12 protein-coding genes are annotated in these 15,393 nt (G+C 70.5%); 7 read left to right on the top strand and 5 right to left on the bottom strand.

Annotated features, from left to right (window positions below):
* Positions 1 to 4: 4 nt before the first annotated feature.
* Complete coding sequence (locus HB662_RS03210; protein WP_245185386.1) at positions 5 to 2,683, bottom strand: HAD-IC family P-type ATPase; 2,679 nt, start codon at positions 2,681 to 2,683, stop codon at positions 5 to 7.
* 138 nt (positions 2,684 to 2,821) lie between these two features.
* Between HB662_RS03210 and HB662_RS03205 the strand changes: the two genes are divergently transcribed.
* The gene (locus tag HB662_RS03205; protein ID WP_168047052.1) at positions 2,822 to 5,095 is read left to right on the top strand and encodes a xanthine dehydrogenase family protein molybdopterin-binding subunit; all 2,274 of its coding nucleotides are present in this window, start codon (positions 2,822 to 2,824) and stop codon (positions 5,093 to 5,095) included.
* Between the two features lie 57 nt (positions 5,096 to 5,152).
* Here the strand turns inward: HB662_RS03205 and HB662_RS03200 are convergent, their stop codons facing one another.
* Together HB662_RS03200 and HB662_RS03195 are read right to left on the bottom strand one after the other, a co-directional pair.
* Entirely contained in the window at positions 5,153 to 5,359 is a 207-nt protein-coding gene (locus HB662_RS03200) for an HVA1 family protein (RefSeq protein ID WP_168047050.1), read from the bottom strand.
* Complete coding sequence (locus HB662_RS03195) at positions 5,356 to 6,420, bottom strand: SDR family oxidoreductase (protein WP_168047048.1); 1,065 nt, start codon at positions 6,418 to 6,420, stop codon at positions 5,356 to 5,358. The genes HB662_RS03200 and HB662_RS03195 overlap by 4 nt, the downstream gene beginning before the upstream one ends.
* A gap of 156 nt (positions 6,421 to 6,576) precedes the next feature.
* On the opposite strand from HB662_RS03195, the gene HB662_RS03190 reads away from it, so the two are divergent.
* From HB662_RS03190 to HB662_RS03165, 6 genes are all read left to right on the top strand, one after another.
* Complete coding sequence (locus HB662_RS03190) at positions 6,577 to 7,776, top strand: M20 aminoacylase family protein (RefSeq protein ID WP_168047046.1); 1,200 nt, start codon at positions 6,577 to 6,579, stop codon at positions 7,774 to 7,776.
* Between the two features lie 135 nt (positions 7,777 to 7,911).
* Positions 7,912 to 9,702, top strand: coding sequence for a peptide ABC transporter substrate-binding protein (locus HB662_RS03185; protein WP_168047044.1), 1,791 nt, complete (start codon positions 7,912 to 7,914; stop codon positions 9,700 to 9,702).
* A gap of 12 nt (positions 9,703 to 9,714) precedes the next feature.
* Positions 9,715 to 10,674, top strand: coding sequence for an ABC transporter permease subunit (locus HB662_RS29900; RefSeq protein WP_168047042.1), 960 nt, complete (start codon positions 9,715 to 9,717; stop codon positions 10,672 to 10,674).
* Positions 10,640 to 11,569, top strand: a complete 930-nt coding sequence (locus HB662_RS03175; protein ID WP_168047039.1) for an ABC transporter permease — start codon at positions 10,640 to 10,642, stop codon at positions 11,567 to 11,569. The genes HB662_RS29900 and HB662_RS03175 overlap by 35 nt, the downstream gene beginning before the upstream one ends.
* 115 nt (positions 11,570 to 11,684) lie before the next feature.
* Positions 11,685 to 12,677 (top strand): ABC transporter ATP-binding protein, encoded by a 993-nt coding sequence (locus HB662_RS03170; protein ID WP_168047037.1) that lies wholly within the window; start codon positions 11,685 to 11,687, stop codon positions 12,675 to 12,677.
* A complete protein-coding gene (locus tag HB662_RS03165) occupies positions 12,674 to 13,648 on the top strand; it encodes an ABC transporter ATP-binding protein (RefSeq protein WP_168047035.1) in 975 nt (324 codons plus the stop codon). Before HB662_RS03170 ends, HB662_RS03165 begins: the two co-directional genes overlap by 4 nt.
* Here the strand turns inward: HB662_RS03165 and modC are convergent.
* Both modC and HB662_RS03155 read right to left on the bottom strand, forming a co-directional pair.
* Entirely contained in the window at positions 13,645 to 14,733 is a 1,089-nt protein-coding gene (gene modC / locus HB662_RS03160; protein WP_168047033.1) for a molybdenum ABC transporter ATP-binding protein, read from the bottom strand. The genes HB662_RS03165 and modC overlap by 4 nt on opposite strands.
* Positions 14,733 to 15,389, bottom strand: a complete 657-nt coding sequence (locus HB662_RS03155) for an HAD family hydrolase (RefSeq protein WP_168047031.1) — start codon at positions 15,387 to 15,389, stop codon at positions 14,733 to 14,735. Before HB662_RS03155 ends, modC begins: the two co-directional genes overlap by 1 nt.
* Between the last annotated feature and the right edge of the window lie 4 nt (positions 15,390 to 15,393).

The following is a 15,393-nucleotide window of genomic DNA, read 5'->3' as shown; positions in this document are numbered from 1 at the left end:
CCCTTCAGCCGTGGCGTCGCCGCAGCCATTTCTCTGCCTCCACGATTACCAGCAGCACCGCGCCGCAGGCCAGCACCAGCGCCGATTCCACCATGCCCAGCGCGGTGGTCCGAAAAGCCTGCTGCATCCACGGCAGCCAGGTGAAGGCGATCTGCGCCAGGATGATCGCCGCAAGCCCCGCCAGCACCGCCGGCGTGCCGACCACGCCACGCCAGGTCAGCGAGGTGCCGTGCACGTAGCGCACGCTGAACAGATACGCGATCTCCATCACCACGATGGCGTTCACCACCATGGTGCGCGCCGTCTCCATCGGCAGGCCCTGGGCCTGCGCCCAGAAGAACACGCCGAAGGCGCCGCAGGCCATCAGGACGGAGGTGAAGATGATCTGCCAGGCCAGCGCCCCGGTCAGGATCGGCTCCTGCCGCGGCCGTGGCGGGCGGGCCATGGTGCCCGGCTCCGTCGGCTCGAAGGCCAGCACGGTGCCGAGCGCGACGCTGGAGACCAGGTTCACCCACAGGATCTGCACCGGCGTGATCGGCAGCGCCATGCCGGCCAGGATCGCGGCGATGATGGTCAGCGATTCGCCGCCATTGGTCGGCAGGGTCCAGCCGATGACCTTGCGGATATTGTCATAGACCGTGCGGCCCTCGCGCACCGCGGCGACGATGGAGGCGAAATTGTCATCCGCCAGCACCATGTCGGCGGCCTGCTTCGCCGCCTCCGTGCCCTTGGCGCCCATGGCGACGCCGACATCGGCGCGCTTCAGCGCCGGCGCGTCGTTCACGCCGTCCCCGGTCATCGCCACCGTGTGGCCCTCGGCCTGCAGCGCCATCACCAGGCGCAGCTTGTGTTCGGGCGTGGTCCTGGCGAAGACCGTCACATGGCCGACGGCGCGGCGCAGCGCGGCATCGTCCAGCTTTTCCAGCTCGGCGCCCGTCAGCACCTCCGGCGCCTCCGCGAGGCCGAGCTGGCGGGCGATTTCGCGGGCCGTGGCGGCGTGGTCGCCGGTGATCATCACCACGCGGATGCCGGCCTCCCGCGCATCCCGCACCGCGGCCATCGCCTCCGGCCGCGGCGGGTCGATGAAGCCGATCAGGCCGAGCAGGCGCGGGCCGCCGGCCAGCGTCTCCGCCGCAAGCTGCACCGCGCCGGCGGGGGCGGACAGCGCGGCGAAGCCCAGCACGCGCTGACCCTCCGCCGCCAGCGCCTCAGCGCGCGCTGTCCAGGCGGCACGGTCGAGATCCGGCGTATCGGCGCAGAGGTCCAGGATGCGCTCCGGCGCGCCCTTCAGCAGGATGAGGTCGCCGCCCTCCGGGTCCGGATGCAGGGTCGCCATGAAGCGGTGCTGGCTGTCGAAGGGAATCTCGTCCCGCCGCGGATGCGCCTGGCGCTCGGCCGCGGGGTCGAGGCCGGCCTTGCGCGCCAGTACCACCAGGGCGCCCTCCATCGGGTCGCCCTCCACCCGCCAGGCGCCATCCACCTCGCGCAGCTCCGCATCGTTGCACAGCAGCGCGGCGCGCAGCAGGTCGCGCAGCGCGGCTTCCGCCCCGTGTTCCAGCGGCGTGCCGTCGCGCAGGATCTCGCCGCCCGGCTCGTAGCCGACGCCGGTGGCGGCCAGGGCGTCGCCGGGCAGCAGCAGGGTGGTCGCCACCATCTCGTTGCGCGTCAGCGTGCCGGTCTTGTCGGTGCAGATCACGCCCACCGCGCCCAGGGTCTCCACGGCCGGAAGCTGGCGGATGATGGCGCGGCGGCCGGCCATGCGCTGCACGCCGATCGCCAGCGTGATGGTCATGATCGCCGGCAGCCCTTCCGGAATGGCGGAGACCGCCATGCCGACCACTGCCATAAAGGCCTCGCTCGCCGGCTGGTCGCGCAGCAGCGTGGCGAAGCCGAACAGCAGCGCGGAGACGGCCAGCACGGTGCCGGAGACCTGGCGCGCGAAATGCGACATCTGCCGCAGCAGCGGCGTCTGCAACGTGTCCACCGCGCCGAGCATGGTGCTGATCCGCCCCAGCTCCGTCGCCGCGCCGGTGGCCACGGCGACGCCCGCGCCGCTGCCGGCGGCGACCAGCGTGCCGGACCAGGCCATGGCGCTGCGCTCCGCCAGCGGCGCCTCGGCTGGCACGGCGGCGATGCCCTTCTCCACCGGCACGGATTCGCCGGTCAGCGCCGCCTCCTCGATCCGCAGGTTGCGGGCGCGCAGCAGGCGGAGGTCGGCCGGCACGCGGTCCCCGGCCTCCAGCAGCACGATATCGCCGGGCACGATCTCCGCCGCCGGCACGCGCAGCCGGCGGCCGTCGCGCAGCACCATGGCGGAGGGGTCGATCATGCCGCTGATCGCCTCCATGGCGCGGGCGGCCTTGCCTTCCTGCACGAAGCCGATCACCGCGTTCAGCACCACCACGGCCAGGATCACGCCGGCGTCCAGCGCATGGCCCAGGGCCAGGGACAGCGCGGCGGCGGCGAGCAGGACGTAGATCAGCACATCGTGGAACTGCCGCAGGAAGCGCCGCAGCGGGCCCTCGCCCCTGGCCTCCGGCAGCCGGTTCGGGCCGTGCCGCGCCAGCCGTGCCGCCGCCTCCGCGCCCGACAGACCCTCGGCAGCCGTCTGCAAGGTGGCGAGCACGGAAGCGGGTGTTGCGGCATGTGGCGGGTCGCGGGATGGCTGGGGCGTGGCGGCCAAGTCCGGGCGCTCCTCGATCACGTGACGCGGACCGGATGCCACGAGGCGGCGCGGCCCACCAGTTGCCAGGATGGCAGGCTCGCGCCGGCGTGATGCACGCCGCTTGCCCGCGCCGGACCCGCATCCTAGGCTTCCCGCATGGCGTTCGACGTTCTTCCCGGCCTCGGCCAACCGCTGCGCCGGTTGGAGGATCCCCGCCTGCTGACCGGCGGCGGGCGCTTCACCACGGATGTCGCGGCCCCCGGCGCGCTGCATGCGGTGTTCGTCCGGTCCCCCCACGCGCATGCGCGCATCCTGGATGTGGATGCCTCCGCGGCGCGGGTGCTGCCCGGTGTGGTCGCGGTGTTCACGGCGGCGGAGACGGCCAGCCTCGGCCACAACCCGGCGGTGACGGAAATCCGCGACGCCGCCGGCGCCCGCCACATCGAGCCGCCGCGCCTGCCGATCCCGGCCGATCGCGTGCGCCATGTCGGCGAGATCGTCGCCATGGTGGTCGCCGAGACCCCGCATGCGGCGCGCGATGGGGCGGAGGCGGTGGCGGTGGATTACGACCCGCTGCCCGCCGTGGTGCGCGGCGATGACGCGCTGGAACCCGGCGCGCCGCTGATCCACGCGCAGGCGCCGGACAATCTGTGCTGCCTGTGGCAGAAGGGCGATGCGGAGGCGGTGGATACTGCCTTCGCCGGCGCGGCGCAGATCGCCCGCGTCAGCTACCGGTCCCCGCGCATCCTGGCAGGCTATCTGGAAATCCGCGCGGCGCTGGCGCAGTGGCAGGACGGGCGCGTGACGCTGACCACGCCATCGCAGGGCGTGCATCTGCTGCACCGCGTGCTGTGCGACCACATCCTGCACTGGCCGCGCGACAGGCTGCGGGTGGTGACGCCGGATGTCGGCGGCGGCTTCGGCCCCAAGCTGCCGCCCTATCCCGAACAGGCGCTGGCCTGCTTCGCCGCCTGGGAATTGCAGCGCGACGTGCGCTGGGTGCAGGACCGCAGCGAGCACCATCTGGCGGATACCCATGCCCGCGACCTGGTGGCGGAAGCCTCGCTCGCCCTGGATGCGGAAGGCCACTTCTTGGCGGTGCGCGTGGAGGGCGTGGCGAATTTCGGCGCCTTCGTCTCCACCGTGAATCCCACCATCCCGACCAGCGGCATGGCGAAGGTGCTGGGCGGGCTGTACCACATCCCGTCCATGCACATCGCGCTGCGCTGCGCCTTCAGCAACACCGCGCCGGTGGATGCCGTGCGCGGCGCCGGCAAGCCGGAGGCGCTGCTGCTGCTGGAGCGCCTGGTGGATGTGGCGGCGCGCGATGCCGGGCGGGACCCGGTGGCGCTGCGCCGGCTGAACCTGCTGCCGCGCGATGCCTACCCGTACCGCACCGCGCTCGGCTATCGCTACGACAGCGGCGATCCGGCGGCGCTGCTGGATGCGGTGCTGGAACTCGGTGATGCGGCGGGCTTCGCGGCACGGCGCCAGGCCTCCGCCGCGCGCGGGTTGCGGCGGGGGCGCGGCGTGGCGTGCCACCTGCACGGCTCCGGCGGCTGGGGCGACGAGACCTCGATGGTGGAGGTGCAGGCCGATGGCCGCATCACCGCGCGCACCGGCACGCAGAGCCAGGGGCAGGGGCATGCCACCGCTTATGCCCAAGTGCTGGCCGCCGCCTTCGGCGTGGATGCGGCGCAGGTCGAGATCATCCAGGGCGACAGCGACCGCATCCCGCGCGGCGGCGGCACCGGCGGATCCTCCTCCACCATCATCTCCGGCACCACCCTGTCCCGCGCCGCGGCGGCGGCGATCGAGGACGGTCTGCCGGCGGCGGCGGAGATGCTGGAGGCGGCGGCGGCCGATGTGGCCTGGGCCAACGGCGCCTATGAGATCGCCGGCACCGATCGCCGCGTGACGCTCGCCGCCGTCGCCGAACGCCAGGGCGGGCTGCGCGGCCAGGCGGATTTCGAGGGCACGGTGGAGACCTGGCCCGCCGGCATCGCCTGGTGCGAGGTGGAGGTGGACCCGGAGACGGGGCAGGTGGTGCTGGACCGTTTCGCGGCCGCCATCGATGCCGGCACCGTGGTGAACCCGGTGCTGCTGGCGGGCCAGTTGCAGGGCGGCTGGGCGGCCGGCATCGGCCAGGCGCTGTCCGAGGATGCGTGCTACGACGCCGAGGGCCAGATGCTGGCCGCGACGCTGATGGACTACGCCATGCCGCGCGCGGCGGAACTGCCGGATTTTCGGCATGCGGTGCTGCCGGTGCCGTCCCCGAACAATGCGCTCGGCATCAAGGGCGTCGGCGAATTGCCGACCAATGGCGCGCCCGCGGCGGTCGCCAATGCGGTGGCGGATGCGCTGGAAGGCGCGCATGTGGAACTGCCGATGACGCCGCAGCGCGTCTGGCACGCGCTGCGGCAGGTCTGAGCATTTTCAAGCCCTGCAGCTTCGCAGGGCAACTCGGATAATGCGCCAAACCACCGGTTAACGCTTCTTCAGCGCCTCCGGCTTGTGCGCCGCCTGGGCGCCGGTCTTGTCGCTTTCGACGATGTATTGCGGATCGCCCTTCGAGGCGGCGACCTTGTGGCTCTTGATGTGGGTCGGGCTGGTCTGCTTGCGGACCACCTCGCCCTGGGTCTCCCCCTGGCTGGTGTTCCACGAAACCTTGTCGCCGGGCTTGAGCTCGGTCACGGCCCGGCCGTCCCACCGGTGCTGCCGAACACGCCGCCGCTGGCGAAGCTGTATTCGCCGGAGGCCAGCATGACATAGACCGGCGCGATCTCCGCCGGCTGCCCCGGCCGGCCGAGCGGCACCTGGCTGCCGAACTCGGTCAGCGCATCCGTCGGCTGCCCGCCGCTCGGCTGCAGCGGCGTCCAATAGGGGCCGGGGGCGACCGCGTTCACGCGGATGCCCTGTTCCGCCACCTGCTTCGCCAGCGCCTGCGTGAAGGTGATGATCGCCGATTTCGTCATCGAATAGTCCAGCAGCATCTTCGGCGGATCGAAGGCGACGACGGAGGCGGTGTTGATGATGGTGGACCCGGCCGGCATGTGTGGCAGTGCCGCCTTGGTGATCCAGAACAATGCGTAGATGTTCGCTTTGAAGGTGTTGTCGAACTGCTCCGTGCTGATCTCGCCGATCGAGGGCTGCGCCGTCTGGCGGCCCGCATTGTTCACCAGGATGTCGAGCCCGCCGAGCTCCTGCCGCGCACGGTCCACCAATTGCCGGCAGAACGCCTCCTCCTGGATATTGCCCGGGATCGCCACGGCCTTGCGGCCGGCCTGGCGGATCAGCTCCACCACCTCCCGTGCATCGCTTTCCTCGGCTTCCAGGTAGTTGATCGCGACGTCGGCACCCTCTCGCGCATAGGCGATGGCCGCGGCACGGCCGATGCCGGAATCGCCGCCCGTGATCAGCGCGCGGCGGCCGGTAAGCTTGCCGGAGCCGCGATAGCTGTCCTCGCCATGGTCCGGCCGCGGTTGCATGCGGGAGGCGAGGCCCGGCCATTCCTGTTCCTGCCGCGGGAAGGGCGGGCGGGGATAGGCCTGGCGCGGGTCCTCCAGCGAAGGCGCGCCACCGCTGCCGGAACTGCTCCGCTGATTGGCCCGCTGGTTGGCCTGCTGGCCCGATTGCTGGGCGCTGGCCGGCATGGCGCCGAGCAGCGCCGGGGCTGCCATCAGCCCGCCGCCAACCCCGCCAATGATCGCGCGCCGGGATGCGGCGTTGGCATCGCCTTGGTTCCTGTCTGTCATGATGAGTGTCCGTGTCGGTGTCCGCCCCCCAAAGCCGCGCGCACGTCGCCCGGTTTCGTGCGCCGGCGAGACGGCCGCCCCCGCGCCGGGAAACGTCATCTCGCCATCCGCAACGCCCCGGTCCATCCTTCCGCGTGCAGTATGGGAGACGGCGCAATGGACGGGACGGTGATCGAGGGCGTGAAGGCCTGGCAGGCGGAGCTCGCCGCCATCCGCCAGGACATCCACGCGCATCCGGAGATGGGCATGGAGGAGGTCCGCACCTCCGCCCTGGTCGCGAAGCAGTTGCGTGACTACGGGGTGGAGGTGGCGGAGGGCATCGGCCGCTTCGGCGTGGTCGGCACCATCCGCGGCACCAGGCCGGGCCAGCGCGTGATCGGCCTGCGCGCGGACATGGACGCGCTGCAGATTCCGGAGGCGACGGGCAAGCCCTATGCCTCCACCAACCCCGGCATCATGCATGCCTGCGGCCATGACGGGCACACCACCATGCTGCTCGGTGCCGCGCGCTGGCTGTCCGAACACCGTGATTTCGCCGGCACCGTGCACCTGATCTTCCAGCCGGCCGAGGAAGGCCGCGGCGGTGCGAAGGCGATGCTGGCGGATGGGCTGTTCGATCGTTTCCCCTGCGATGCCGTCTATGGCCTGCACAACAAGCCCACTTTGCCGGCCGGTCAGTTCGCCACGCGCAAGGGCCCCGCGCTGGCGGCCGCCGACCGCTTCGCCGTCACCTTCCGCGGCACCGGCGGGCATGGCGGATCGACGCCGCACCTGGCCACCGACGTCACCATCGTGCAGGCGCATTTCGTGCTGGCGCTGCAGACCATCATCGGCCGCAACGTTGCCGCGGTGGATGCGGCGGTGCTCAGCGTGGGCTCCATCCAGGGCGGTTCGCCGGTCTCCTCCAATGTCATGCCGGCGGAGATCACCGTCACCGGCACCTCCCGCAGCTACACACCCGCGGTGCGGGATCTGCTGGAGCGGCGGATCGGCGAGCTGGCGCAGGGTCTGGCCGCGATGCATGGCTGCACGGCGGAGGTGGCGTACCGGCGCGGCGTGCCGGCGCTGGTGAACCATGCGGAGCAGACCGACCTCGCCATCGCCGCCGCAACGGCCCTGGTCGGCAATGCCGCGGTCGATGCGCAGTTCCCGCCGGTGACCGGCGCGGAGGATTTCGCGCTGATGCTGGAGGCCCGGCCGGGCGCCTTCATGTTCCTCGGCGGCGGCAGCGGGCCGGATGGCACCTCGGCCAACCTGCACACGCCGCATTTCGACTTCAATGACGCGATCATTCCGATGGGCGTGGCGTATTGGGTCAGTGTTGTGGACCAGGAACTGGGCCAGCAGCGGCGTTGAACGACAGATGAAAAATAGGGGTTAGACAGGCCGTCTCCATGCTGTAGCGTTCCAGTCACAGGGGTTCCTCAAGGCAGCCGGGCGGTCGAACAGACCCGGCGCCGGAGGGCAATTCGGGACTTGGGAGAGTTGGGCATGAACGAGGACGACCTGCGCCAGATGATCGGGCGCGTGCAGCGCGGCAGCCTGTCCCGCCGTGGCTTCGTGAAGCGGATGGCGGCCGTGGGGCTGACGGCGCCGATGGCGACGCAGCTTCTGGCGATCGCCGGCGCCGCGCCGGCCGCCGCCCAGACCGCCAGCGCCTATCCCGCGCAGCGCGGCGGCGGGGCGCTGAAGGTGCTGTACTGGCAGGGCGCCACGCTGCTGAACCCGCATTTCGCGGTGGGTACCAAGGACCAGGACGGCAGCCGCGCCTTCTACGAGCCATTGGCCGGCTGGGCGCAGGACGGCACGCTGGAGCCGATCCTGGCAGCCGAGATTCCGTCCCGCGAGAATGGCGGCCTGGCCGAGGATGGCCGCTCCGTCACCTGGAAGCTGAAGCGCGGCGTGAAGTGGCATGATGGCCAGGACTTCACCGCCGACGACGCCGTGTTCAACTGGGAATACGCCAAGGACCCTGCCACCGCCTCGGTCACCACCGGCAGCTATCGCGACGTGAATGTCGTGAAGGTGGATGACCATACGGTGCGCGTGGAATTCCAGCGCCCGACGCCGTTCTGGGCGGATGCCTTCGTCGGCTCCCGCGGCATGATCGTCCCGAAGCACCTGTTCAAGGACTATACCGGCGCCAAGTCACGCGATGCGCCCACCAACCTGCGCCCGGTCGGCACCAGCGCCTACAAATTCGCGGATTTCCAGCCCGGCGACATGCTGCGCGGCGAGGCGAACCGCAACTACCACATGCCGAACCGGCCCTTCTTCGACACGCTGGAAGTGAAGGGCGGCGGCGATGCCGTCTCCGCCGCGCGGGCTGTCATGCAGACCGGCGAATTCGACTATGCCTGGAACATGCAGGTGGAGGACGAGATCCTCAAGCGGCTGGAGGCCAATGGCCGCGGCAAGGTGAACGTGCTGCCGGGTGGCGGCATCGAGTTCATCCAGCTTCAGACGCGGGATCCGTGGACGGAGGTGGAGGGCGAGCGTGCCCATATGAGCACCACTCACCCGACGCTATCCGACCCCGCGGTGCGCCAGGCACTGTCGCTGCTGTGCGACCGCAACGCGCTGGAGCAGTTCATCTACGGCCGAGGCGGCCCCGCCACCGCCAACTTCCTGAACAACCCGCCCCGCTTCCGGTCGGAGAACATGAAGTTCGAGTTCTCCATCGCCAAGGCGAACGAGATCCTCGATGCCGCGGGCTATGTCCGCGCGCGGGACGGCGTCCGTGCTAAGGACGGCAAGCGGTTGAAGTTCGTCTTCCAGACCTCGATCAACACGCCGCGCCAGCGCACCCAGGCGGTCATCAAGCAGGCGGCGCAGCGGGCCGGCATCGAGATCGAGGTGAAGGCCGTCACGGCTTCGGTCTTCTTCTCCTCCGACGTCGCGAACCCGGACACGTACACGAAGTTCTGGTCCGATATCCAGATGTACACCACGACGATGCCGCAGGCCGATCCGCAGCTCTTCATGAACCAGTACGTGTCGTGGGAGATGTCGACCAAGGCGAATTCCTGGCAGGGCCGCAACATCGTCCGTTGGAAGAACGACGAGTACGATGCCGCCTATCGCGCCGCGGAAGGCGAGCTGGACCCGGTGAAGCGCGCCGCGCTGTTCATCAAGATGAACGACCTGATCGTCGGCTCCAACCACGTAATTCCGCTGGTCGGCCGGCCCACCGTCTCGGCCAGCCTGAACACGCTGAAGCACAAGCTGAGTGCCTGGGACCTCACCTTGGGCTTCCTGCACGAATGGTACCGCACGGCCTGACGCCCGCCGCACGTGACCAACTATGTCGTCCGTCGCCTGCTGATCGCGATCCCGAGCCTGCTCGGGATCAGCCTCATCCTCTTCACCGTGCTGGCGCTCGCGCCCGGTGATCCGTTCGAGGAGCTGGCGACCAACCCTGCCATCCCGCCCGATGTGCGCGCCGCGCTGCGCGCCAGCCTCGGGCTGGATGATCCGGTCTGGACCCGTTACTTCAGCTGGCTGACCGCCATGCTGCGGGGCGACTGGGGCTATTCCTTCGTCAGCCGCGTGAATGTGGACCAGCTTATCCTGGCGCGGCTGCCGACCACGCTGGCGATCATCGGCGCGTCGCAGATCCTGGCGCTGGCCATCGCGCTGCCGGTCGGCGTGATGGCGGCGACGCGCCCGTATTCCATCTTCGACCAGGTGGCGAACACGCTGGCCTTCATCGGCTTCTCGCTGCCCACCTTCTTCACCGGGCTGCTGCTGATCCTGCTGTTTTCCATCACGCTGGACTGGCTGCCCTTCGTCTATCGCGCGGACCTGTCCTCAACCGGCTGGACCTGGCTCTGGGAACAGGTGCGGCAATCCATCATGCCGGTCGCGGTGCTGGGGCTGTTCCAGGGCGCGGCCTGGACGCGCTTCGTGCGGTCCGCCGTGCTGGACGTGATCCGGCTGGACCATGTGACCACGGCGCGCGCCAAGGGGCTGCCGGAAGGCAGCGTCACGCTGCGCCACATCGTCCGCAACGCGCTGATCCCGGTGGTCACGCTGGTGGCGCTGCAGATGCCCACGGTATTCGGCGGCGCGATCGTGACGGAGCAGATATTCCGGATCCCGGGCATCGGGTCGCTGCTGATCAGCGCCATTCTCGCCAACGACACGCCGGTGATCATGGCCGTCACCTTCGTCTTCGCCATCCTTGTCGTCTTCTTCAACCTGTTGGCGGATGTGATCTATGGCTGGCTCGACCCTCGCATCAGCTACAGCTAGCGCGCCCGCACCCCGGCGCCGGGTGACGCCGGGGCAGGAGGCCTGGCGCCGCTTCCGCAAGCACAGGCTGGCGGTGGTCAGCCTGTTCACGCTGGGCCTGCTGGTGCTGGCGCTGCTGGTCGGGCCGCTGGTCTGGACGCTGCCGATCGACGAGATCGATTTCACCGCGCGGCTGCAGGGGCCGAGCTGGGAACATCCCTTCGGCACGGATGACCTCGGCCAGGACATCCTGGCGCGGGTGCTGCATGGCGGGCGGATCTCGCTCGCCGTCGGCGTCGCCGCCATGCTGGTGGCGGTCTTCGTCGGCGTGCTGGTCGGCGCCATCGCCGGCATGTCGCGCGGCCGGGTCGATGCGGCGCTGATGTGGCTGACTGACCTGTTCCTGTCGCTGCCGGAACTGCCGCTGCTGCTGCTGATCATCTACCTGTTCCGCGACGGGCTGGGCGCCATCGTCGGGCCGGAGGCCGGCGTCTTCATCATGATCGTCGCCGTCATCGGCGGTTTCCGGTGGATGCCGGTCGCGCGCCTGGTTCGGGCGCAGTTCTTCTCGCTGCGGGAGAAGGAATTCGTCGAAGCCGCCCGCGCGCTCGGTGCCTCCCGGTCCCGCCTCGTGGTGCGCCACATCCTGCCGAATGCGCTGGGGCCGGTGATCGTGGCGGCGACCATCGACGTGGCTGCGGCGATCATCGCAGAGAGCACGCTGTCCTTCCTCGGCCTCGGCTTCCCGCCGGATATCCCGACCTGGGGCCGGCTGCTGTTCGATGCCAAGGACAACCTGGATTTCGCGCCGCATTGGGCGCTGTTCCCGGGGCTGGCCATCTTCCTGACGGTGCTGACCATCAACTTCATCGGCGACGGCTTGCGTGACGCCCTCGACCCGAGGCGCGTGACATGAGCCATTTTTGCCTCCCTCAAGCGCCGGGCGGCCGCTCCGCGGCCTTGGCTCGCCGCATTGGCGGCGGACGCCATTCGGCGCCTCGGCCGGCTTCGCCTGCCGCCGGGGCCTCCGCATGAACGACGCCCCGCTGCTCGCGCTGCACGGCCTGAAGGTGCACTTCAAGACCGATGACGGCATGGTCCGCGCGGTGGATGGCGTGGACCTCACCGTCAACCGCGCGGAGACGGTCTGCGTCGTCGGCGAGTCCGGCTGCGGCAAGACCGTCACGGCCATGACCATCCTGAAGCTGATCGCCATGCCGCCCGGCCGCATCGTCGCCGGCGAGATCCGCTTCGAGGGCCGCGACCTGGTGCCGCTGCCGCCGGCCGAGATGCAGAAGATCCGCTCCAAGGAGATCGGCTTCGTCTTCCAGGAACCGATGACCAGCCTGAACCCGGTCTATACCGTGGGCCAGCAGATCGCGGAGACGGTGCGCCAGCACGAAGGCCTGTCCCGCCGCGCCGCCATGGACCGCGCGGCGGAGATGCTGCGGCTGGTGAACATCCCGAATCCCCAGCGCCGCGTGAACGATTATCCGCACCAGTTCTCCGGCGGCATGCGCCAGCGCGTGATGATCGCCATGGCGCTGTCCTGCAACCCGAAGCTGCTGATCGCGGACGAGCCCACCACGGCGCTGGACGTGACGATCCAGGCGCAGATCCTGGAACTGCTGAACGAGATGAAGCAGCGCCTCGGCATGGCCGTGCTGCTCATCACCCACGCGATGGGCGTGGTGGCGGAGACCGCGCAGCGCGTCGTCGTGATGTATGCCGGCAAGGTGGTGGAGGAAGCGACGGTGGAGGCGCTGTTCGCCGATCCGCGCCACCCCTACACCCAGGGCCTGATCCGATCGATCCCGCGCATCGACCTGGCGGCGACGACGCATACGCGGCTGGAGGCAATTCCCGGCACCGTGCCCTCCCTGCTCAACCCGCCCATCGGCTGCCGCTTTGCCGCGCGCTGCCGCCACGCCATGCCCGACTGCGTCGCGGCGGAGCCGCCGTTGCGGGAGGTGACGCCGGGCCACAAGGTGGCCTGCATCCTCTACCCGGAAGTCCACGCATGACCGAACCCTTGCTCAGCGTGCAGGATTTGCAGAAGCGCTTCGCCGTCACCGGGGGCCTGTTCAGGCAGAAGGTGGAGGAGGTGCACGCCGTCTCCGGTGTCAGCTTCGACATCGCTCCGGGGGAGACGCTGGGCCTGGTCGGCGAATCCGGCTGCGGCAAATCCACCACCGGCCGGCTGATCCTGCGCCTGATCGAGCCCAGCGGCGGCCAGGTGTGGTTCGACGGGCGGGACGTGACGGCGCTGGATCGCAACCAGCTCGGCACGCTGCGGCGCGACATGCAGATCATCTTCCAGGACCCGTTTGCCAGCCTCAATCCGCGCATGACGGTGGGCGCGATCATCGGGGAGGCGCTGGTCATCCACAAACTCGGCCGCACACGGCAGGAGCGCGAGGACCGGGTGGTGGAGCTGCTGGAGACGGTCGGACTGAACGCCGACCAGATGCGCCGCTTCCCGCATGAATTCTCGGGTGGACAGCGGCAGCGCATCGGCATTGCGCGGGCGCTCGCCGTGTCGCCGAAGCTGATCGTCTGCGACGAGCCGGTCTCGGCGCTGGATGTCTCGATCCAGGCGCAGGTGGTGAACCTGCTGGAGGATCTGCAGGAGAAGCTGGGCCTCACCTACCTGTTCATCGCGCATGACCTGTCGGTGGTGGAGCATACCAGCGACCGCGTCGCGGTGATGTATCTCGGCCGCATCGTGGAGATCGCCTCCTCGCGCGACCTCTACACCAACCCGACGCATCCCTATACGGAGGCGCTGCTGAGCGCGGTGCCGATTCCGGACCCGACGGTGAAGCGCCAGCGCATCATGCTGCGCGGCGACGTGCCGAGCCCGCTGAACCCGCCGAGCGGCTGCCACTTCCACACGCGCTGCCCGATCGCCAAGGCGGAACCGTGCCAGACCGTGGTGCCGGAATTGCGGGAGGTGGCGCCGGGTCATCGCGTGGCCTGCCATTTGCGGGGCTAACGCGCCCCGCCGAGATGGTCGAAGGTCACAGCCTTCAGCAGCGCCCAGACCCGTAGCCCGGGCCGCAAGCCGAGTCGCGAAACACTGTCCTGCGTCACCCGCGCCAGCAGCGTGCTCGGGCCGATGGCAAGCTGCAGAAAGACCTCCTGCGGCCCGCTGCCGGGGCTGATCGCGGCGATCTCGGCGGCCAGGATGTTGCGGGTGGACAGGCCGCGCGGTTCCTCCGTCGCCACCGCCACGTCGCGCGCACGGATGCGCAGCCGCAGCCGCGTGCCCACAGCCTCCGCCCGCATCACCGCCACCAGCGACCCGCCGGCGAAGTCCAGCCGCGTCAGCCCATCCTCCGCGCCCGCCACGGTGCAGGCCAGCACGGCGCCGGCGTCGCGGCGCGCGGCCAGCGGCAGGTCGGTGCGGGTGGCGAGGTCTTCCACTGACCCCTCGGCCAGCACGCGGCCGGATTGCAGCAGCACCAGGCGATCGGCCAGCGCGTCCACCTCCTCCAAGGCGTGCGTCACATACAGGATCGGCAGGCGCGCCGCGTCGCGCAGCCGGGCGAGGAAGGGCAGCACCTCCGCCCGCCTGGCCGCATCCAGCGCCGCCAGCGGTTCGTCCATCAGCAGCAGGCGGGGGCGCGCCAGCAGGGCGCGGCCGAGCGCGACGCGCTGCCGCTCCCCACCCGAGAGCGCGGCCGGGCGGCGCGGCAGCAGGGGCTCGATGCCCAGCAGTTCCACCACCTCCGCGAAGCCGGGCCCTTCCGCATCGGGCGGCGCGCGCTTCAACCCGTAGCGCAGATTGCTCGCCACGCTGAGATGCGGAAACAGCCGCGCCTCCTGGAACACCACGCCGCAGCGGCGACGTTCGGGCGGCACGCTCACACTCGCCGCCGTGTCCAGCAGCACCGCGCCGTCCAGCACGACGCGCCCGAAATCCGGCCGCAGCAGCCCCGCGACAACCGCCAGGATGGTGGATTTGCCGCAGCCGGAGGGGCCGAACAGCGCCGTCACCCCGGCCTCGGGCAGGGTGAAGCCGGCCTCGATGCCGAAGCCGTCGCGTCCGTAGCGGTGGCGCAGCGTGACCTCCAGCATCAGCCGAGCAACGCGCAGACGTCGTGCAGGTCGGTGGCCACCAGGTGGCACAGGGCGCGCAGCTCGTCGGTCGGCGGCAGGAGGTCCGGCACCATCACGGTGCGCATGCCCGCGGCGGCGGCGGCGCGCACGCCGTTGTGGGAATCCTCCAGCGCCAGGCAAATTTCGGGCGCCACACCCAGCACCTCCGCCGCGCGCAAAAAGGGGTCGGGCGCCGGCTTGCCGCGGGCATAGTCGCCGGCGGCCACCACGGCGTCGAAGCGCCCGGCCAGCCCGTGCAGCGCCAGGTTATGCGCGACGTCGGCATGGCTGGAGGAGGTGCAGATGGCGCGCGGCAGGCGCAGCGCATCCAGCCGGTCCAGCAGCGCCACCACGCCCGGCTTCAGCGCGAGATCAGCGCGCATGCCGTCATAGTGCCGGACCCAGGCCAGGCGAAACGCCTCCACATCGCCCTCCGGGCCGACATGGCGTTGCAGCGTCACCCGGTTCAGCGCCCAGGACCGGCCGACCAGCTCCGGGAAATCGGCGGCGGTGAAGGCATGCCCCAGCTCCCGCGCCGCGGCCAGGATGGCCTCGCGGTAAAGCACCTCGCTGTCGAAGAGCAGCCCGTCCATGTCGAAGATCACGGCGTGGCAGAGGCGGGAGACGGCGGGCATCAGG

Origin of the sequence: Falsiroseomonas frigidaquae, assembly GCF_012163145.1 — a bacterium.
GTDB classification, from domain to species: Bacteria; Pseudomonadota; Alphaproteobacteria; order Acetobacterales; family Acetobacteraceae; genus Falsiroseomonas; species Falsiroseomonas frigidaquae.
This window is presented reverse-complemented; position numbering and strand designations above follow the sequence as displayed.

Excerpts from the sequence above, each read along its gene's own strand:
- HB662_RS03205 (WP_168047052.1), top strand. The coding sequence starts at position 2,822 with ATGGCGTTCGACGTTCTTCCCGGCCTCGGCCAACCGCTGCGCCGGTTG.
- HB662_RS03195 (WP_168047048.1), bottom strand. The coding sequence starts at position 6,420 with ATGACAGACAGGAACCAAGGCGATGCCAACGCCGCATCCCGGCGCGCG.
- HB662_RS03190 (WP_168047046.1), top strand. The coding sequence starts at position 6,577 with ATGGACGGGACGGTGATCGAGGGCGTGAAGGCCTGGCAGGCGGAGCTC.
- HB662_RS03185 (WP_168047044.1), top strand. The coding sequence starts at position 7,912 with ATGAACGAGGACGACCTGCGCCAGATGATCGGGCGCGTGCAGCGCGGC.
- HB662_RS03175 (WP_168047039.1), top strand. The coding sequence starts at position 10,640 with ATGGCTGGCTCGACCCTCGCATCAGCTACAGCTAGCGCGCCCGCACCC.
- HB662_RS03170 (WP_168047037.1), top strand. The coding sequence starts at position 11,685 with ATGAACGACGCCCCGCTGCTCGCGCTGCACGGCCTGAAGGTGCACTTC.
- HB662_RS03165 (WP_168047035.1), top strand. The coding sequence starts at position 12,674 with ATGACCGAACCCTTGCTCAGCGTGCAGGATTTGCAGAAGCGCTTCGCC.
- modC (WP_168047033.1), bottom strand. The coding sequence starts at position 14,733 with ATGCTGGAGGTCACGCTGCGCCACCGCTACGGACGCGACGGCTTCGGC.
- HB662_RS03155 (WP_168047031.1), bottom strand. The coding sequence starts at position 15,389 with ATGCCCGCCGTCTCCCGCCTCTGCCACGCCGTGATCTTCGACATGGAC.